General features: G+C 60.3%; 15 protein-coding genes. 7 read left to right on the top strand and 8 right to left on the bottom strand.

Going from position 1 to position 19,937, the window contains the following annotated elements; translation table 11 throughout:
- Positions 1–5 precede the first annotated feature (5 nt).
- Entirely contained in the window at positions 6–896 is an 891-nt protein-coding gene (ilvY, locus tag MMS95_RS21565) for an HTH-type transcriptional activator IlvY (RefSeq protein WP_004929971.1), read from the bottom strand.
- 168 nt (positions 897–1,064) lie between these two features.
- Between ilvY and ilvC the strand changes: the two genes are divergently transcribed.
- Complete coding sequence (ilvC, locus tag MMS95_RS21570; RefSeq protein WP_004929973.1) at positions 1,065–2,540, top strand: ketol-acid reductoisomerase; 1,476 nt, start codon at positions 1,065–1,067, stop codon at positions 2,538–2,540.
- 46 nt (positions 2,541–2,586) lie between these two features.
- Here the strand turns inward: ilvC and MMS95_RS21575 are convergent, their stop codons facing one another.
- Positions 2,587–3,288 carry a LuxR family transcriptional regulator gene (locus tag MMS95_RS21575; protein WP_242142258.1) on the bottom strand — a complete coding sequence of 234 codons (702 nt, stop codon included), beginning with the start codon at positions 3,286–3,288 and terminating at the stop codon, positions 2,587–2,589.
- Positions 3,289–3,532: 244 nt separating this feature from the next.
- Positions 3,533–4,465 carry a sugar kinase gene (locus MMS95_RS21580; RefSeq protein ID WP_099982189.1) on the bottom strand — a complete coding sequence of 311 codons (933 nt, stop codon included), beginning with the start codon at positions 4,463–4,465 and terminating at the stop codon, positions 3,533–3,535.
- 238 nt (positions 4,466–4,703) lie between these two features.
- Between MMS95_RS21580 and pdeH the strand changes: the two genes are divergently transcribed.
- On the top strand, positions 4,704–5,495 hold the full coding sequence (gene pdeH / locus MMS95_RS21585) for a cyclic-guanylate-specific phosphodiesterase (RefSeq protein WP_021505226.1): 792 nt from the start codon (positions 4,704–4,706) through the stop codon (positions 5,493–5,495).
- A gap of 91 nt (positions 5,496–5,586) precedes the next feature.
- The gene (locus MMS95_RS21590) at positions 5,587–7,626 is read left to right on the top strand and encodes an AsmA family protein (protein WP_242142259.1); all 2,040 of its coding nucleotides are present in this window, start codon (positions 5,587–5,589) and stop codon (positions 7,624–7,626) included.
- On the opposite strand, the gene MMS95_RS21595 is transcribed toward MMS95_RS21590, so the two are convergent.
- The 3 genes from MMS95_RS21595 to yhjD all read right to left on the bottom strand — a co-directional run bounded on the left by MMS95_RS21595 (position 7,627) and on the right by yhjD (position 11,166).
- Positions 7,627–8,394: a CDP-diacylglycerol diphosphatase gene (locus MMS95_RS21595; protein ID WP_004929983.1), complete on the bottom strand. Its 768-nt coding sequence runs from the start codon at positions 8,392–8,394 to the stop codon at positions 7,627–7,629.
- A 100-nt stretch (positions 8,395–8,494) separates the two neighbouring features.
- Positions 8,495–9,817, bottom strand: a complete 1,323-nt coding sequence (locus MMS95_RS21600; protein ID WP_004929985.1) for an MFS transporter — start codon at positions 9,815–9,817, stop codon at positions 8,495–8,497.
- Between the two features lie 329 nt (positions 9,818–10,146).
- Entirely contained in the window at positions 10,147–11,166 is a 1,020-nt protein-coding gene (gene yhjD / locus MMS95_RS21605; protein ID WP_004929987.1) for an inner membrane protein YhjD, read from the bottom strand.
- A 341-nt stretch (positions 11,167–11,507) separates the two neighbouring features.
- On the opposite strand from yhjD, the gene MMS95_RS21610 reads away from it, so the two are divergent.
- Positions 11,508–12,374, top strand: a complete 867-nt coding sequence (locus MMS95_RS21610; RefSeq protein WP_004929989.1) for a crotonase/enoyl-CoA hydratase family protein — start codon at positions 11,508–11,510, stop codon at positions 12,372–12,374.
- Positions 12,375–12,390: 16 nt separating this feature from the next.
- Here MMS95_RS21610 and pdeR read toward each other — a convergent pair whose 3' ends face one another.
- Entirely contained in the window at positions 12,391–14,385 is a 1,995-nt protein-coding gene (pdeR, locus tag MMS95_RS21615) for a cyclic di-GMP phosphodiesterase (RefSeq protein ID WP_021505223.1), read from the bottom strand.
- A gap of 532 nt (positions 14,386–14,917) precedes the next feature.
- Between pdeR and spy the strand changes: the two genes are divergently transcribed.
- Positions 14,918–15,409: an ATP-independent periplasmic protein-refolding chaperone Spy gene (gene spy / locus MMS95_RS21620; protein WP_044031925.1), complete on the top strand. Its 492-nt coding sequence runs from the start codon at positions 14,918–14,920 to the stop codon at positions 15,407–15,409.
- Between the two features lie 92 nt (positions 15,410–15,501).
- Here the strand turns inward: spy and MMS95_RS21625 are convergent, their stop codons facing one another.
- Entirely contained in the window at positions 15,502–16,719 is a 1,218-nt protein-coding gene (locus MMS95_RS21625; protein ID WP_044030077.1) for a Tm-1-like ATP-binding domain-containing protein, read from the bottom strand.
- Between the two features lie 249 nt (positions 16,720–16,968).
- Here MMS95_RS21625 and MMS95_RS21630 point away from each other — a divergent pair, with 249 nt between their 5' ends.
- A complete protein-coding gene (locus MMS95_RS21630; RefSeq protein ID WP_048326479.1) occupies positions 16,969–17,622 on the top strand; it encodes a TetR/AcrR family transcriptional regulator in 654 nt (217 codons plus the stop codon).
- Positions 17,623–18,100: 478 nt separating this feature from the next.
- On the top strand, positions 18,101–19,937 hold a 1,837-nt coding region (locus tag MMS95_RS21635; RefSeq protein WP_242142261.1), incomplete at its 3' end, for a S8 family peptidase.

A 19,937-nucleotide genomic window follows, 5' to 3' on the forward strand; every position in this document is an offset into this window, starting at 1 on the left:
TCGCGTCAGCGGGGATGCAGCAACCGCCAAAAGGCGTCGATCAGCGGATCGCTGAGGCGCTTTTTCTGGACGCAGACCCCCAGCTCGAAGGGTTCGACCATCGAGATGTTATCCAGCTGCGAGATGCGGTTGCGCACCGGCTCCGGGCTGTTATCCACCACCACGCTCGGGATCAGCGCGATGCCGCAGCCCAAAGCGACCATCGACACGATCGCTTCGTGGCCGCCGACGGTGGCGTAAATCAGCGGATTGCTGATGCGGTGGCGGCGGAACCACAGCTCGATGCGTTTTCGCGAAGGGCCGTGTTCCGGCAGGATGAACGGGATCTCGGCCCAGTCGGGCTTGTCGGCAAACGCCTGGCTGCGTACCGCGCAGGGCAGCGCCGGTGCGATCAGCACCAGCGGGATTTCACCGATTTTGGTGAACGCCACGCTGGCGGGCAGCGTTTCCGGCCGGCCGGCGATGCCGAGATCGGCCTCGTTGGACTGCACCTTGTCGACCGCGTCGGCGGCGTCGCCGGTGGTTAGCTTAATTTCTACCAGCGGGTGCTGCGCGCGGAAGCGATCGAGGATCGGCGGCAGGTGGCTGTACGCCGCGGTCACCGAGCAGAACAGCCGCAGTTCGCCGCTCAGCGAAGGGCCGTGCTGGCCGAGTGAGTGCTTCAGCTGCTGATATTGCAGCAGCGTTTGCTGGGCGAATTCTTTCAGCTGTTCGCCGGCGTCGGTGAGCTGCACGGTGCGGTTATCGCGCAGGAACAGCGGCTGCCCGAGGATCTCTTCCAGCCGCTGGATCTGGCGAGAGAGCGTCGACGGGCTGACGTGCATCGCCTTGGCGGTGCGCCCGAAGTGATGGCTTTCGGCCAGATGCAGGAACAGCTTTAAATCACGTAAATCCATATCGATACGCTCGCAGTGAGAGTGTTGCAAAAATTGCAATATCACGTTCTCAATATATCAATTTAAGCAACGCATTTCCTGTTATACATTGAGTTTAACGAATCTCCGCACAGACAGGGCGGGGAATGAAAATAACAATGCAAGACAACATCAAACCGGAGTACCACCATGGCTAACTATTTCAACACATTGAACCTGCGTCAGCAGCTGGCGCAATTGGGTAAATGCCGCTTTATGGCGCGCGACGAATTTGCTGACGAAGCCGGCTACCTGAAAGGTAAAAAAGTGGTGATTGTCGGCTGTGGCGCCCAGGGCCTGAACCAGGGGCTGAACATGCGTGACTCCGGCCTGGATGTCGCCTATGCCCTGCGCAAAGAAGCGATCGACGAAAAGCGCGCTTCCTGGCGCAAGGCGACCGAAAACGGCTTTAAGGTCGGCACCTACGAAGATTTGATCCCGCAGGCGGATCTGGTGGTTAACCTGACCCCGGACAAGCAGCACTCTTCCGTGGTGCGTGCGGTGCAGCCGCTGATGAAAGACGGCGCGGCGCTGGGGTATTCCCACGGCTTCAACATCGTTGAAGTGGGCGAGCAGGTGCGCAAAGACATCACCGTGGTGATGGTCGCGCCGAAGTGCCCGGGTACCGAAGTGCGCGAAGAGTACAAGCGCGGCTTCGGCGTGCCGACCCTGATTGCGGTTCACCCGGAAAACGATCCGAAAGGCGAAGGCATGGCGATCGCCAAAGCCTGGGCGGCGGCGACCGGCGGCCACCGCGCCGGCGTGCTGGAATCCTCCTTCGTCGCTGAAGTGAAATCTGACCTGATGGGTGAGCAGACCATTCTGTGCGGCATGCTGCAGGCGGGGTCTCTGCTGTGCTTCGACAAGCTGGTTGCTGAAGGCGCCGATCCGGCTTACGCCGAGAAACTGATTCAGTTCGGCTGGGAAACCATCACCGAAGCGCTGAAGCAGGGTGGCATCACCCTGATGATGGATCGCCTGTCCAACCCGGCCAAGCTGCGTGCCTATGCGCTGTCCGAACAGCTGAAAACCATCATGGCGCCGCTGTTCCAGAAGCACATGGACGACATCATTTCCGGCGCCTTCTCCAGCGGCATGATGGCCGACTGGGCGGAAGACGACGTGAAACTGCTGACCTGGCGCGAAGAGACCGGCAAAACCGCGTTCGAGAATGCGCCGCAGTTTGAAGGCAAGATCAGCGAGCAAGAGTACTTCGATCATGGCGTGCTGATGGTGGCGATGGTGAAAGCGGGCGTTGAGCTGGCGTTCGAAACCATGGTCGATGCCGGCATCATTGAAGAGTCGGCTTACTACGAGTCGCTGCACGAGCTGCCGTTGATCGCCAACACCATTGCGCGTAAGCGTCTGTATGAAATGAACGTGGTCATCTCCGATACCGCGGAGTACGGCAACTACCTGTTCGCCAACGCAGCGGTGCCGTTGCTGAAGGACTTCATGACCACCCTGCAGGCGGGCGATTTGGGCAAAGCCGTGGCGGGTACGGCGGTGGACAACGCGCAGCTGCGCGACGTGAACGAAGCGGTGCGCAGCCACCCAATCGAAACCGTCGGCCGCAAACTGCGTGGCTACATGACCGACATGAAACGTATCGCCGTTGCGGGCTGATTTTCCGCAAGATAAAAAACAAAAGCCGGCTGCAATGCCGGCTTTTTTATGCCTGCGGCGGCGCGATCAGTTGCCGTTCAAGGCCGCGCCGGATCGCGTGTTTGGCGTTGGCGACCCCCAGCTTACGCACCGCATTGCCGATGTGAAACTTCACCGTGCCGGTTTTGATCCCCAGGATCAGCGCGATCTCGTTATAGGTTTTGCCCTGGCTGGCCCAATAGAGAATTTCCCCTTCGCGCGGCGAGAGCCGATCCTTTCGGCCAGCCTCGGCGCTGGCCAACGCAAACGCGTGCTGGTGGGTATCGACCAAGACCATCTGCAGGCTGGCCCTTTCTTCCGCCATTAGCTGCCGCAGTTCGGCGTCATCGGCCGCCGTCGCGCTGATCGACAAGATCGCCAGGTTGTTGTCGTGATCGTGCAAAACAAAGCTGCAACCGTGCACGATGTCGTACTCCCGCGCCTGGCTGAAGATCTTCCGGTAATGCCGATCCTCGGTAGTGAGGGCGGTGTCGTGCCACATAAAGGGCGCACAGCGTCTATGGGCGGCGCGCACGACGGGATCGATGTGCTGATAGCGATTGGCACTGTAGATGTCCAGCCATTCTTGCGGGTAGTTCGATACCAGCAGATGGCGATCGGGATGGTGTTTGTTGAAGGTCAGGTAAGCGTATTTGAATTGGCTGAAGGCCTGTAGCCGGCCGTCAAGATGCAGTCTTGCGGCGACGGCGTTGGCGAATGTGGCGGCCATCGGTAACCTCCCTGTCGTTCGGCGGCTCAACCCGACCTGCACCAAAGTCCAGCTAGTCAGTGCGGCGGATTGAAATTTATACTCGGCTAATAAATTCAAAAAGACGGCAATGCCAAGACCCGAGCTTAGCAGCTCTGGGCGGAAATAAGCCAACGCCAGGGAAATTCTTTCAATCATCCTCTGATCAATGCTTCTGGGATCCATTGCGTGGGCGGCGGGGGTGACTTCGCCGCCGCCTTATTGATTATGCGGGCATCGCCGCTGCGGGAATGATGGCGCCGCGATGTTGGATCACCGTTGCAGCAAGCTGGTGGCCGCGCTGCGCCGCCTGCTGGGCACCGCCACCGTTCAGGCGCACCGCCAGGTAGCCGGCGCTGAAAGAGTCGCCCGCCGCGGTGGTATCCACCACGCGCTCCGGCGGCAGCGCGATCGCCGGCACCTCAAGCTTCTCCCCTGCCATACTGAACACCAGACAGGCGTGCGCGCCGCGTTTGATGACGATCTCGCCGACGCCGAGCGCCTGCGTGCGCGTCACTATCTGTTCAACCGGCTGCGCTCCCCACAGCAATTCTTCGTCATCCAGCGTCAAAAAGGCGATGTCGGTGCAGGCCAGCACCTCGCGGTAGGCCTGCTGCGTTTCCTCACGGCTTGGCCACAGGCGCGGGCGGTAGTTGTTGTCGAAGATCACCTTGCCGCCGTTGGCGCGACAGCGGCGCAGCAACGCCAGCAGCTTCGTGCGGTCGGCAGGCGCGAGGATCGCCAGGCTAATGCCGCTGAGGTACAGGTAATCGAACTGCGCCAGCCGCGCGCACAGTGCGTCGGCCTGCGGTCCGGCAAGCCAATAGCGGGCGGCGGCGTCATTGCGCCAATAGTAGAAAGTGCGTTCGCCGGCGGCGTCGGTTTCGATCACGTACAGGCCCGGCAGCTTGTTGTCGAATTGCTGAATCAACCCGGTCTCGATCTTCTCCTGCCGCCAGGCCTGCAGCATCTCGCCGCTGAAGCTGTCGGTGCCGAGCGCAGTGACGTAATGCACCTGCAACGTCTGTTTCGGCATTTGGCGGGCGAGGTAGACGGCGGTGTTGAGGGTATCGCCGCCAAAGCCGCGCGTCAGCTGTGCGCCCTGCTGCGACAGCTCGATCATGCATTCGCCGATCACGGCGAGGTTTCGGATAGTCATCGTCAATAAGCCCTGGCTAAAGAAGAAGCAACAGCCACCAGTCTCCACGCAAGGCGGTAAGAGAGTCAATAAATTAAAACAGTGTTTTAATTTTTTATGATCGCGATCGGCCAACGCCAACAGGGTGAAGAGGAAAGCGTGCGGCAATTCGTGCTTAAAGTTTTACGCGGCGTGGCCGATAAGTTGGGTAAAGAAACAGCGGCAGCGCTCTCACTTCCCCGCCACGGCGATAGTACCGATGATAACCAATCTGATCTCGGGTCTGCTGGCGCCCTGTTTTGCCCTCTATGCCTGCGCCAAATCGCGGCGCTACTGGCGGCAATGCCGGCGCTTGTATACCTTCCAGCCGATTTATCGCACCAGCGGCGCGCTGTTGGCGGTGGAACTGCTGACGGCGGTATATCACCCGAATGAGCCGGACAAGCGGCAATCCCCGGAACACTATTTTGCCTCGCTCGGCGTCGCCCAGCGTTTGCGGGTGGTTCAGGAACAGCTGGCGCTGTTGCAGCGCTGGCAGGCGTTGTTCACCCGCCATGCGGTGATGGTGTCGGTCAATATCGACGGCATCGCGCTGCAAGCATTACAGCGTCATAGCGCCTTGCAACGGCAGATCGCCGAGATGCCCTATCTGCGCTTCGAGCTGGTGGAGCACGCCGCAACGGCATCAAGCCGCCCGCTGCAGCAGATTGTCGGCGGCGAGCGGCTGTGGCTGGACGATTTCGGCAGCGGGCTGGCCAACTTCTCCGCTGTCGGCGCCTGGCGTTATCAATACATCAAGGTGGCGCGTGAATTGTTCACCTTGCTCAAACAGTCGGAAGAGGGCGTCCAGCTGCTTGGCACCCTGATCAAGATGATGAATCAACACAGCGACGGGGTGATCGTCGAAGGCGTGGAAACCGAGCAGGAGTGGCGGCTGGTGCAGCGCTCCGGCGCGTTGGCCGCCCAGGGCTACTACCTGTCCCGTCCGGCGTGCTTTGAAACGCTGCACAGCGTGCCGACGCTGTTCGCCGCGCCCGGCGCGCCGGCGTGAACTCCGGCCCATCCTCAGCTAGGCTTAAACGGGGCTGCTAACTCCTTTTCCTTTCATTCGGCAGCCCGATTTATGCGCTGAGGGAGCCGCTATGACAAGAACAGGAAAGGTTTTCAGCTGGCTGGGCGGCATTGTGCTGCTGCTGATCGTCGCGCTGGCGATCTTCATCGCGACCTTCGACTGGAATCGACTCAAGCCCACCATCAACGACAAAGTGTCGGCCGAACTGCGGCGACCGTTTGCCATTCGCGGCGATCTGGGCGTCGACTGGTCGCGCAATCCGGATGAGGGCGGTTGGCGCGCCTGGGTGCCCTGGCCGCATATTCACGCCGAAGACGTGTGGCTGGGTAATCCGAAAAACATGCCCGGCGACAGCATGGTGACGCTGCAGCGCGTCGACGCCAGCATTGCGCCGCTGGCGCTGCTGGGTAAAGAGCTGCTGATCCCGCGTATCTGGCTCAAGCGGCCGAATGCGTCGTTGCAACGCCTGGCCAACGGCGACAACAACTGGACGTTTGACCTGGCCGCCGGCCAGGATCCCAAGCAGCCGCCTTCCGACTGGTCGTTCACCGTTCATGACATCGTATTCGACAAGGGGCAGATCGCCTTTAAAGACGCCACGCTGAAGGCGGATTTCCGCGCCGTCATCGATCCGCTCGGCAAACCGTTGCCGTTCAGTGAAGTGACCGGCAAACAGGGCGGCGACAAGGCCGCCACCCCCGATTACGTTTTCGGCTGGCAGGTGAAAGGCAAATATAACGGCGAGCCGTTGAGCGGCAGCGGCAAGATTGGCGGCATGCTGTCGCTGCAGAGCGCCGATTTGCCCTTCCCGCTGCAGGCCGATGTGCGCTCCGGCAGCACCCGGGTGGTGGTCGCGGGCACCTTGTCCGATCCGCTGAACCTCGGCGGCCTTGATGTACAGCTGAAATTTTCCGGTGAAAGCCTGAGCAACCTCTATGGCCTGACCGGCGTGTTGTTGCCGAATACCCCGCCGTATGCGACCGATGGCCATCTGACCGCCCGCCTGCATCAGCCGGGCGGCGCGGTGTTTGAGTACCAGAAATTCGACGGAAAAATCGGCGACAGCGACATTCACGGCAGCTTGAAGTACGTTGCCGGTAAACCGCGGCCCACGTTGAGCGGCGCGGTGAACTCCCGGCAGCTGAGGTTGGCGGATCTGGCGCCGCTGATCGGCGCGGACTCCAACGCCGCCAAAGCCGGGCGCGGCGAGAAAAGCCGTCAGCCGGCGGATAAGGTGCTGCCGGTCGAACAGTTCGATACGCAAAGCTGGAGCAAGATGGATGCGGACGTGAAGTTTGCCGCCGCGCGCATTGAACGCGGCAGCGATTTGCCGCTGAGCGATCTGGCCACGCACCTGAAGCTGAACAATGGCGAACTGCGCCTGGATCCGCTGCGCTTCGGCATGGCGGGCGGCAGCCTGAACGCCGTCGTGCGCCTCGACGGCGGCAAAAAGCCGATGCGCGGGCAGGTGGATATGCATGCACGCAAACTTCAGCTTAAACAGCTGTTGCCGAACGTGGAGGCGATGAAGCGCAGCCTCGGGCAGATGAACGGCGACGCCAGGTTGACGGGCAGCGGCAATTCGGTGGCCGAGCTGCTGGCGACCAGCAACGGCGACCTGCGCCTGCTGATCAATAACGGGGTGATCAGCCGTAGCCTGATGGAGATCCTCGGTCTGAACGTCGGCAACTATCTGGTGGCGCAGCTGTTCGGTGACGACGTGGTGGGCATCAACTGCGCGGCGGCGGACGTCGGCATCCGCAGCGGCGTCGCCGCGCCGCGACTGTTTGTGTTCGACACCGAAAACGCGGTGATCAACATCACCGGCAACACCAACCTCGCCACCGAACGGCTGGATTTGTCCATCGATCCGGAAAGCAAGGGTATGCGCGTGCTGACTCTGCGTTCGCCGCTGTACGTGAAAGGCACCTTCAAGCACCCCGACGCCGGGGTCAAAGCCGGGCCGCTGATCGCGCGCGGCGCGGCGGCGGTGGCGTTAGGGGCGGTGCTGACGCCGGCGGCGGCGCTGCTGGCGCTGGTCTCGCCCAGTGAAGGCGGCGAGGAGAACCCGTGCGGGCAGATCCTGCGGGAGATGAAAGGCAAAAAATAATCAGGCGCGCGGCGGCGGCGTGAGCAGCCGGCAGTCGTGATCCTGGATCTCTTCCGCCGAGGCCAGGGTGAACGGCAGCAGGCTGCGCTCGGTTGCCAGCAGCAGGAAATCGCCGTCCGGCAGCGCGGTCATCGCCAGGCCGAAGCTGCCCATGCGCCCGTCGGCGCGCGGCAGGCCGGAGGCCAGCAGGCGGAAGGCGCCCTGTTGTTCCAGTTCAGCGGCGGTCACCCGCCGCCCCAGATAGTCATGCCCCAACAGGCCGCCGGGCAGCGGTTGCCATTGCTTGATGAAATGGGGGCCGATTTGCGCCAGCCGCTGTTTTACCGCCGGCAGCAGGCAGGAGATATGAATGTGCAGCTGGTTTTGCGTGCGGCCATATTCCGAATTGATCGCCAGGGAAATATCGCCGTCGTCGATCGGTTTGCCATAGCGTTCCGCCATCACGTGGCGCGCGCGCCAGGCCTGCGCGAAGAAATTCGGCGTGGCGGCGTCCAGCACCGCCGGGCTTTCGATACCGGTGATTTTGGCGCTGGGCATCAGCAGGTATTGCAGCGGCCCGTTGCGATCTTTAAACACCACGAAACCGGCCTGCACATCCACCTGCGCGCAGGGCGCCGGGTTGTCGTGCGCCTGCTGATTGGGCAGACATTGCTGGCTGACGATGCGCCACAGCGCATCGGGATGGTCGGGTTTCAACCCGTAAAAGAGCGCGATGGCGAGAGCCGCCAGCAGCGCCACGCAGACAAATACCCCACGACGCAGAGACATCGGCCAATCCTGTTACCGAGAGAAACATTCAGCATAGCCCGGTTTTATGACAGGAAACGAACACCGCGTGCGGCCCCCGCAGTGAGGGGGCCGTAGGGGATCACAGCGACTGATGGCGGGTTTCTTTCATCAGCAGCAGGGCCAGCAGCGTCAGCCCGGCCATCGCCGCCAGGTACATGCCGACGTAGAACAGTCCGTAGTGGGCCGCCAGCCAGGTGGCGATATAAGGCGCCACGGACGCGCCGAGGATCGACGCGACGTTGTAGGAGAACGATGCGCCGGTATAGCGCACTTCGGTAGGGAACAGCTCCGGCAGCAGCGCGCCCATCGGGCCAAAGGTCAGCCCCATGATGCTCAGGCCGCACAGCAGGAAGCCCATCACCAGCGCCTGGTTGCCGGAACCCAGCAGGGTCGGGAACAGGAACGCGAAGCCGATCATCAGCAGGGTAATGGCGATCATGGTCTTGCGGCGGCCGAACGCGTCCGCCAGCAGACCGGCGATCGGCACCATCACGCCGAAACCGATCACCGCCACCATCAGCATCCACAGGAAGCTGTTGCGGGAGTAACCGAGCCCGAGCGGCTGCGGCGCGGTGCCGTAGGTCATCGAATACACCGTCATCAGATAAAACAGCGTGTAGGTCGCCAGCATGATGAAGGTGCCGAGGATGGTGGCTTTCAGATGCTTGCTCAGCAGCGTGCCGAGCGGCACTTTCACCTGTTTGCCGGCCTTGGCCACTTTGGCGAACACCGGCGTTTCATGCAATGACACCCGGACGTACAGGCCAATCAGCACCAGCGCCGCGGAGAGGATGAACGGCACGCGCCAGCCCCATTCCATAAACTGCTGGTCGCTCAGCAGCCACGAGAGCAGCAGGAAGGTGCCGTTGGCGAAGAAGAAACCGATAGGCGCCCCTAACTGGGGGAAGGAGCCGTACAGCGCGCGCTTTTTGGCCGGCGCGTTCTCCGTCGCCAGCAGGGCTGCGCCGCCCCATTCGCCGCCCAGCCCCAGCCCCTGCCCAAAGCGCGCCAGCGCCAGCAGGATCGGGGCGAAGATGCCGATGGTTTCATAGCTCGGCAGCAGGCCGATCAGCACGGTGGAAATCCCCATGGTCAGCAGCGAGGCGACCAGCGTCACCTTGCGCCCCACGCGATCGCCGAAGTGGCCGAACAGCGCAGAGCCGATAGGGCGCGCGACAAAGGCGACCGCGAAGGTGGCCAGCGACTGCAGCGTCGCGGTGGTCGGGTCGCCCTGCGGGAAGAAGATGTGCGGGAACACGATCACCGCGGCGGTGGCGTAGATGTAGAAGTCGAAAAACTCGATGGCGGTGCCGACCAGCGAGGCGACGATGACTTTCCCGCGGGAGTTCACCGGTGTGGACGCGTCGTCGGCGTCGAGTGGGGGTGCGATGGTGGCTTGCATATCTATTTCTTATTGTTGGAGGGGGTAAAAATCCATCTTAGTGACAGCATTCGGCCTTTTCAACGCGGGAACTTTGGGCAATGACCCCGCTAACCGGTTAAAAAGACTAATGTTTTATCTGGCTTGTTTTCTGCAGCGTTAAACGTTGAGAAAGGGCTTTCGTACAGAGGGAATGGCTGTAAAAGCGGCAAAGAAAAGTGATTGGGTAGTCTGTTATGCTGGTTTTTCGGATCGCGTGCCGCGTTATTTAGACGTATTGACTGGTTTTCTGGCTGATATCCAGAGGAAAGTGCCGGTGTGTGCGATAACACCGGCACGATCGCATGGCTTCAGCGCGCCGGCGGCTCGCGTTCCGGCAAGGCTTTGTCGCCTTGGTAGTCGGCCGTTGCGATCCAGGCGGCGCAAAACAGCGTCAGGCGGGCGAAGAAGTAGAAGAACGCCATCAGCCCGATCACCGAACCGAAGGCCGCGCCGGAAGGCGATTTCGCCACCTGCGGCAGCGTCATCGTCATCACGAACTTGATCACCTCAAAGCCGATAGCCGCAAGCAAGGTGCCGCGCAGCAGCGCTTTTTTCTTCGGTTTGTGGCGCGGCAGCATCCAGAAAATCCACAGGAACAGCAGATAGTTGGCGAATATCGAGATCGACAGTGCGATCGTCGTCAGCGCCGGCCGCAGCCATTCGATGCCGTCCAGCCCCAGCGCGTTGACGATCGCCGCCTGCGCCGAGCCGGCGACCGAGGTCAGCGACAGCGTGATGATCAGCGCGACCACCAGGCCGGTCAGCGAGATGAAGTCGCGGGTGTACTTGAAATAGATTTTCTCCTGATCCTGCGGATTGCGCTCCCAGACGTCACGCGACTGCGCGCGGATCGCTTCGCGCAGGTTGCCCATCCAACTGATGCCGGAATAGAGCGCCAGCGCCAGACCAGTCAACCCCACGGTGGTGCGCTGCTGAATGGCGGTATTGACGGTGTTCTTCAGCGTGCTGGCCAGCGTCGGATCGCTAATGCTGCCGACGATCCGGTTGATCAAGCGGGCCAGCAGATCCGGGTTGGAAGCCAGCACGAAACCGGCGGCGGCGAACGACACCATCAGGATTGGGATCAGCGAGAGGAATGAAAAATAGGTGATGGCGGCGCCGAACTGGCTGCCCAGCCGATCGTTAAAGCGTTCGGCGGCGCGCAGCAGGTGCGCCACGCTCGGCCAGGCTTTGATGCGTTCAATCAGACGTGAAAAACCGCTGATGCGGCGGTCGAGCGTCTCATGGCCGGTCTTGATGGCGATAAGCGGCTTCGGCGGCGTGTCTTGTGCGGGCTGGCGGCGTTCCTGGTCTGGTCCTGTAGGCATTACTTCACGATTTCCTTAACGTTAAACGGCATGTATCAGCGTTGATTATAGCCAAAGCCCTGCGGCGTTTTGAGCGCCGGGGCGGCAAACGGTCAATTTCCGAGCTTAACGCGTTAGCGCCCGGCATGAAATGCCGGGGATGGCGCGATAGGTAAAATTCCTATGAAAACCCCGTGGCGCCTCGGTTTTTTTCACTTCCCTACCTCCAATTTTTATCTGTTTCGTCGGCGAGAAAGCGTTTACTCATGATGTGGCGTCGCGCTTTGCCGCTCGCCGCTCCGCTGCAGCCGTAGGGGCTGGAACGGTCTCATCCGTCATCAACAGAAAAACTGGAAGGTCTTATGAAATTGCTTAATCACCCCACCTGTCGTCCGTTTACCGAAGCGGGCAATCTGTCGCAGATCTCCGCCTACTATGAAGAGGGGCGGCACATCATGTGGATGCTGCTGCGCGCTGCGCCACGCCCCTGCTTCAACCAGGCATTGATTGAAGACATCATGACGCTGGCGCAGGCGGCGAAGGAGTCTTCGCTGCGGTTCGACTTCTGGGTCACCGGCTCGCTGGTGCCGAACATGTTCAACGTCGGCGGCGATCTGCAGTTCTTCGCCGAAGCGATCAAAAACCGCAAGCGCGAGGCGATGATGGCCTACGCGCGCGCCTGCATCGACTGCGTGCATGCGGCGGCGCGCGGTTTCGACACCGGCGCGGTCAGCATTGCGATGGTTGAAGGCAGTGCGTTGGGCGGCGGTTTTGAAGCGGCGCTGGCGCACCATTTCGTATTGGCGCAAAACAATGCGCGCATGGGGTTCCCGGAGATTGCGTTCAACCTGTTTCCCGGCATGGGGGGGTACTCGCTGGTGGCGCGCAAGGCGGGCATGCGCTTGGCCGAGGAGCTGATTTGGGGCGGCGAGTCGCACACCGCAGAGTGGTTCGAGAGCCGCGGGCTGGTAGACCAGCTGTTCCAGCCCGGCGACGCTTACCTGGCGACGCGCACCTTTATCGATACCATCCGGCCGAAGCTCAACGGCATGCGCGCCATGCTGCGGGCGCGTCAGCGCGTGTTGCAGCTGACGCGTTCCGAGCTGATGGACATTACCGAAGATTGGGTGCACTCGGCCTTTACCATTGAGGAAAAAGACCGTGCCTACATCGAACGGCTGGTGATGTTGCAGGATCGCCATACCCTGAACCTGCGTCGTGCCGGCTAACGTTAACGCGCCCGCCTCATGCGGAGGGTGAGCGCGGGCGATAGGACTGCAGCCAATGCTCCAGCTGTTCCGGGAGCATTGGCCGCGCGAACAGAAAGCCCTGTTTTTCGTCCACGCCGACTTCGTCGAGGAAGTGGTTTTCGCTCTCGGTCTCCACCCCTTCGGCGATCACGCGGAAGGCCAACGCCTCCGCCGCCGCGACGATCGCGCGTACCAGCGATTGCGATACCGGATTGAAATTCACCCCGCGCACGAAGCTTTTATCCAGCTTGATGGCGTCCAGAGGAATGCGTGCCAGCTGCGCCAACGACGAATAGCCGGTGCCAAAGTCGTCAAGATGCACCTGCGCGCCCAGTTCGCGCAGCCGGGTGATCAGCGCGCGCGCGCGATTCTCGTCTTCAATCAGGCTGCTTTCGGTCAACTCGAAGTCCAGCAGACAGGGGGCCATGCGGTGACGGTGCAGCACCCCGAGCAGGTCGTTGACGATGCTGTCATCGGCCAGCTGACGGGCAGAGAGGTTGACCGCCACCCGCAGATTCAATCCCCGCTCTTGCCACTGCGCCGCCTGCCCGGCGGCGGTTTGCAGCACCCATTGGCCCAACGGGCCGATCAGACCGGACTCCTCGGCGTAGGAGATGAACTGCAGCGGCGGGATCAGGCCGCGCTCCGGCGAATCCCAGCGCACCAACGCTTCCACGCTGTGCACTTCACCGCTGTGCGCGTCGATTTTAGGCTGGTAATACAGCACCAGCTGATTTTGCTCCAACCCTTTGCGCAGATTGGTGTCCAGCCACATGTACTCGGCGACGCGTTTGTTCATCTCCGGCGAGAAGACGGTATAGGTGCGTTTTCCGTGCTCCTTGGCGACGTACATGGCGGTATCGGCGCTGCGGATCAGGCTGTCGAGATCGTTGCCGTGCTCAGGGCAGAGTGCGATGCCGATCGAACAGCCGGTATACACCTCAATCAGACCGATGCGAAAAGGGGTCTTCAGCCTGTCGATAATGCGCTGCGCCAGCGTTTGCAGGCGCTCGCGATCGCTTTGTGGCGCCAGCACCAAGAATTCGTCGCCGCCGAGGCGGGCGAGCACTTGATCCGGGCTCAGGCAGCCGAGGATCGCCAGAGCGACCTCGACCAGCAGCCGATCGCCGAACATATGGCCGTAGGCGTCGTTGACCTTTTTGAAGTTGTCGAGATCGAGGTACACCAGGCCGAAACTCTCTTCACCGCGCGTGGCGATGGCGTGATTGATCTTGTCCTGTATGGCGTTACGGTTCGGCAGGCCGGTGATGAGATCGGTGTTGGCCAGCACCCGTAGCCGCTCTTGCGCGCGGCGTTCTTCGGTGATGTCGGTACCGGAGCAGATCAGAAAGACTTCGTTTTTTCCGCTGCCGCTGTGCACGAATTTGTTGCGAAACAGGAACAGCCGTTCACCCTTGACCGTCTTTACCCAGCGTTCCACCTCATAGGACGAACCGTTGCGGAAGAAGCCGGCGATGTTGCGCCGCGAAGCGGCGGCTTCTTCCGGGCTCATAAACAGTTGGAAAACGTTTTTGCCGATCACCTCGTGTTCGTGCAGCCCGGTGTACTCCTCGCTCAGCCGGTTGAAGCGCTGGATGCGGCCGTGCTGATCGACGATCACGATCACCGAGTTGGCTTCGGACACCACCTGTTCGGCGAAGGAGAGGCCGTGCACCAGGTCGCGCGCCACGGATTGGGTGTCGCTGAAGGCGGAAGCGGTGCCCGCCCATTCGAGGTTGTTGACGCGGCGCCCGACCAGATGCAGATGCAGCGGTTCACCGGCTAGCGTAATGGTCAGCTCAAGGCTGGCGGTCACGCCGGTCAGACGGCGGATTTTCGCCGCTTCCATGGCGCTGAGCGCCACCGCGACATGAGCTTTGCCCTTAATAGCGGACAGCTCCAGGGCATTGCTGTCAAACGCCAGCCGCCAGTGGGGGCTTTGGGTGCCGAAGTGAGCGCTAAGAAGCTCAGGGCCTTGGTCTGCGGGCATGACGATTCCTCAAAAGAGCACGGGCGGGCGGCCGGCACAGCGCCGGGCAGCCTGTTGGCCCGAAAGCGATCGCCGTACGCATCTGTGCATCATATAACAGGTTTTCACAGGCGGGGCGGGTGATGGAAACTATTATATAAGCAATGATTAGTTTTGCGGTGTAAACGTCGCCCGGCGGCCGCTTGCCTTAAAGTGTAGGAGAACATCGGATCGTGTGATGCTTAGTGATTTTCCCTGCTATCGGAAAACGGTTGATACAAGGTTGCCGTGCAGGTGAGTAAATTATAGCGGTGAGGGGAAAGCGGAAAAATAACTCCACCGGGGGGATTTTTGCCGAGAAATTAAAATTTCCATCAAATAAACGCCATCTTCATAGTTTTCTCATAATTGGTGAATAAATCCGAGACGGGTTTTAAAAAGTTTACACACCCTCGCATTACTTGAAATTTATCAGCCTATTATTATCTCCGACAACGAATGAGCCTGTTAACGTACAGCGCTCCTGATGAAGAAAATTTTTAAGGAAATGATTATGCGTAAATTGACGGCTTTATTTATTGCTTCCACGCTGGCTCTGGGTTCTGCTTCCGCGGCGTTCGCCGCCGATACGGCGACGGCCCCGGCGGCGGATGCGGCGCCGATGAAAATGATGCATCACAAGGGTGAAGGCAAAGGCGGCCCGTTCGCCGGGCTGAACCTGACCGAGCAGCAGCGCCAGCAGATGCGCGATATCATGAAAGAGTCGCACCAGAAGCGCGGGCCGGGCATGAAAGAGGAGCGCCAGGCGTTGCACAATCTGGTCGCTTCCGACAGCTTTGACGAAGCGAAGGCGAAGGCGCAAATTGACGCGATCGGCAAAGCGCAATCCGAACGCATGCTGGCACGCGCCAAAGCGGAAAATAAAATGTATAACCTGCTGACGCCTGAGCAGAAAAAACAATACAATGAGAATTATCAGAAACGCGAGCAAAAGATGATGGACCACATGAATAAAATGAAGGAGCAGATGCCCTCCGGTCAGTAATATCCGCTCGCGGTGAATAATAAAGGGCCAGGCTATTTGTCTGGCCCTTTTTATTTGGCGTTATCACCGGCAGGTTCTGCAGTGAGTGATAATCATTCCCCGCCGACAATGCGCCGGAACTGTTCGGCAACGGCCTGTGCAAAGCGCGGGTCGTTAATATGATAAGGCGTTTTTATCAGCCGGCGTTTGTCGGTGGCGTATACCGTCTCCTCCAGCGCTTGCGTAAAGGCGGCCAGCGCCGCCGGATCCCAGAACGGTTGACCGGGCGCATCCAAAGCCGATACGCCGCCCGCCGGGATAACGAAACGCACTTCGCCCGCGCAGGCGTTGATCTTTTCACCCATCCAACGCCCCATTAACGCATTCTCCCGCGCGCTGGTGCGCACCAGCGTCACTTGCGGGTTGTGATGGTGACGCAGACGGTTGGCATAGCGAGCCGGCACCGTATTCGGCGCGCCGAAGTTGATCATGTCTATCGCGCCGCAGGAGAGCACGCACGGGATGCCGGTACGCGCAATGGCACCAAAACGATCCGTATTGCAGGGCAGCACACCGCCAAACAGGTAATCGGCCACTTCGGTAGTGGTTAAATCGATGGCGCCGTGCAGTTGGCGGTTATCGATCAGTTTTTCCAACGATCTGCCGCCGCTGCCGGTCGCATGAAACGTCAGACAATCCCATTGTGTTCCCAGTTCGGCAACCAACGCCTGAACGCAGGGCGTGGTGACGCCAAACGTCGTCAGGCCGATCGCGGGTTTGTTATCGTGATAGTCGACGGCGGCGAAGTGCACTGCGCCGGCTATCTGGCGCGCTGCGTTGCTCAGCACCCGTCGCGAGATGCGGTTCAGGCCGGCGAGATCGGTGACCGAATACAGCATGTTGATATCGCTGGCGCCGACATAGGCGGAAACGTCTCCCGCCGCCATGCTCGAGACCATCACTTTCGGCAGGCCGATCGGCAGCTGCTGCATGGCCGGCGTGATGATGGCGGTGCCGCCGGAGCCGCCCAGGCCAAGCAAGGCGGCGATATCGCGGCGCGTCAGGATAAAACGTTCGAAAGCGGTCGCCATGGCGGCGATCGCCTGGCCGCGACTGGCGCAGAAGACCGCGTCGGCGCCCGCCGGATGGTGGCGTGCGACGTCCTCTGGACCGATATCGGCCGGGGAGTCAAACGGCAAGCGACGAGTGGAAAGATCGACGGTTCGCGTGGGTAAATTCAGGGCAGCGATCAGCCGGCGTACATACTCCAGCTCTTGTCCTTTCGTATCTGCTGTGGTAGCAATATAGACAAAATTTGAAGTGTCTTTCATGTATCTTCCTGGGGTGTTTCTAATTTTTATTTAAAAATCATTTTGTTATGTTTTTTAGGGTGCCCTGGTGTTGGCGTTTAAATTAAATTGATTAATGTATTTATATAATGAGACGGCAGTATCATTTTTGCAAGGGCAGCTCAGTGCAAAATGGGACTCCTGTCTCATTTTTGAGCTTTTCAACGTGGCCGGCGCTTTGCCGGCAGCCAGTCGACAGAGGCGCATCCTCTGTTGCGCAAGCGTGTGCAGATGCATGAGGTTTATGTGCCGATAGATGCCTTTCCCACCCCGTTTGATCCTTCACTGACTTCCACCCGGGCAAAAACCTACCGTTTGTTGCTGGCCAGCGCGATGACGCTGTATGACGAAGGGGCGTTTCCTTCGATCACTGAACTGGCGGCGCATGCGCAGGTATCGCGTGCGACGGCCTACCGCTATTTTCCGACCCAGAGTGCGCTGATTAGCGCCGTGGTGGCGGAAAGCCTGGGGCCTATTCTGGAATGGCGCCCGCAAGACGATGACGCCCTGAAACGCATCCAGCAGTTGCTGACTTTCGCCTATCCTCAGATGGAGCGGCACGAGGGAGCATTGCGCGCGGCGCTGCAGCTCTCTTTGCAACAGTGGGCGCACGCGACGCCGGGCGAGAAATTCGTGCGCGGCAACCGCAAGCGCCTGTTGGCGCTGGCGGTGGAACCGCTACAGGGCAAACTGCCGCCGGACTCTCTGCAGAGAGTGATTCATGCTTTCTCGCTGATTTACGGCTCGGAGGTGTTTCTGGTGCTGAAAGATATCTGGGGGCTGGAGCTTGAGAGCATTCAGGACGTCACGCAATGGATGGCCAAAGCCATTCTGCGTCAGGCGGAAGAGGACGCGACGAACTGCAAAAAAACATCAGCAGGATAATCCAATTTTTGCCGATGGCCGAGTGAAAAACCAGCATAATTCACTGAGTGAATATTGGCAAAATTTATAATTAAAAGTGATAAAAGACGCCTGTTAAGCACTTTTCAGATGGCCGCACTCTTCATGTCTCCCTGAATTATATTTTTATTTATCAGTAAATTATAATTTATCCCTTCACTTATTATCGCCGTTTCGATACCGGTAAACGTCATTGTCATTTCTTATCGGCACTGGCCTGATTCACCCCTGAAACATTCTCTCCTCCCGTCGAACTGCCGGATGACACATTAAGCGCACTTGAGATTGTTGTGCTTTATTTATTTGGTGTTACCAAACTGTTACACAAAAAATCTTATAAAACATTTGCAAACAACAACGGACGGTATCTGGGATGGAGAAGAAACGTAGAGGAGTCAAATCCGCTCGGGCGGCCTTCGGCTGGCCTGAAATCGGAGTTCATCGCGCACAATGGAGCGCGATGCTGATCTGCCTGACGGCGATTGGCGGGGCGCAGGCCTCCAGCTATATAGAGAACGGCCAGGCGGGCGATCCGGCCAGCTGGCGCAGCAGTGAGTTCAATGCAGAATGGGGGCTGGGGGCGATCCACGCTGACCAGGCCTACGCCGCCGGTTATACCGGAAAAGGCATCAAACTTGGCATTTTCGATCAGCCGGTTTACGCCAAGCACCCGGAGTTCGCCGGTGAGAATAAGGTGATCAATCTGGTTACCAAAGGCATCCGTGAATACACCGATCCCTATATTCCGGTGAAAAAAGGTGATGATTTCCGCTATGACGGCACGCCGAGCGTGGATTCCGATGGCACGCTCGGTTCGCACGGCACCCACGTGGGCGGCATCGCCGCCGGCAGCCGCGACGGCGGCGCCATGCACGGCGTGGCGTTCAACGCGCAGATCATCAGCGCGGAGAACGGCGATCCCGGCCCGGAGGACGGCATCATCCTCGGCAACGACGGCGCGGTGTATAAGGCCGGTTGGGATGCGCTGGTGGCCAGCGGCGCGCGCATCATCAACAACAGCTGGGGCATCGGCATTACAGATAAATTCGCCAAGGGCGGTAAGAACCCGGCTTATCCGCATTTCACCGTTGACGATGCGCAAAAGCAGTTCGATCAGATTAAACAGATCCTCGGCACCAACCCCGGGGGCGCCTATCAGGGCGCGATCGACGCGGCCCGCAGCGGCGTGGTCACCATCTTCGCCGCCGGTAACGATTACAACCTGAACAATCCGGACGCCATGGCCGGCCTGGCCTATTTTGTGCCGGAGATTGCGCCGAACTGGCTGTCGGTCGCCAGCTTGCAGGATCCGACCAATACCGGCGATTACAGCATCAGCACCTTCTCTTCTCGCTGCGGTTATACCGCCAGCTTCTGCGTCTCGGCGCCGGGCACCCGGGTATACAGCTCGGTAATCGAAGGCACCAGCCTAGAGAATCTGACAACCGGCTACGCCAAATACAGCGGCACCTCGATGGCGGCGCCGCACGTGGCCGGCAGCGTCGCGGTGCTGATGGAGCGTTTCCCGTATCTGAGTGGCGCGCAGGTGGCGGAAGTGCTGAAAACCACTGCCACCGATATGGGCGCGCCGGGCATCGACGCGCTCTACGGTTGGGGGATGATCAACCTGGGCAAGGCCATCAACGGCCCGGGCATGTTGGTGACTGCCGAAGATATTCCTGCGGAGTTCCGTATTCCGGATCCGACGGGCGTGGCCTACGGCCCGACCCAGTTTGTGGTGGATCTGCCGGGCGTCGGCGCGGTGCTGGACAAGGGTAAACCGACCGAGCGCGTCTGCAGCGATGTGCTGTGCGGCCTGGATTTCTGGAGCAACGACATCTCCGGCCATGGCGGCCTGACCAAACAGGGCATCGGCACGTTGGTACTGACCGGTAACAACACCTATGCCGGCCCGACGCTGGTTAATCAGGGGCGGCTGGCGATCAACGGCTCGGTCACCTCGGATGTCAGCGTGCAGAACGGCGGCATCGTCGGCGGCAGCGGTACGGTCGGTTCGCTGACCGCCCGCCGTGGCGGCACCGTGGCGCCGGGCAACTCGATCGGCACCCTGAACGTGGCCGGCAACGTCAGCTTCGAGCCGGGTTCGCGCTACACGGTGGAAGTGGGGCCGAACGGCCAGAGCGATCGGATCCAGAGCAGCGGAGCGGCGACGATCGGCGGCGGCGAGGTGGCGGTCACGCTGGAGAACAGCAGCAACCTGCTGACGCAAAGCGAGGTGCGTAGCCTGCTGGGCCAGCAGTACACCATCCTGAGCGCGCAGCAGGGGGTGAGCGGGC

It is taken from the genome of Serratia sp. PGPR-27 (assembly GCF_022678525.1).
Classification (GTDB): Bacteria; Pseudomonadota; Gammaproteobacteria; order Enterobacterales; family Enterobacteriaceae; genus Serratia; species Serratia nematodiphila.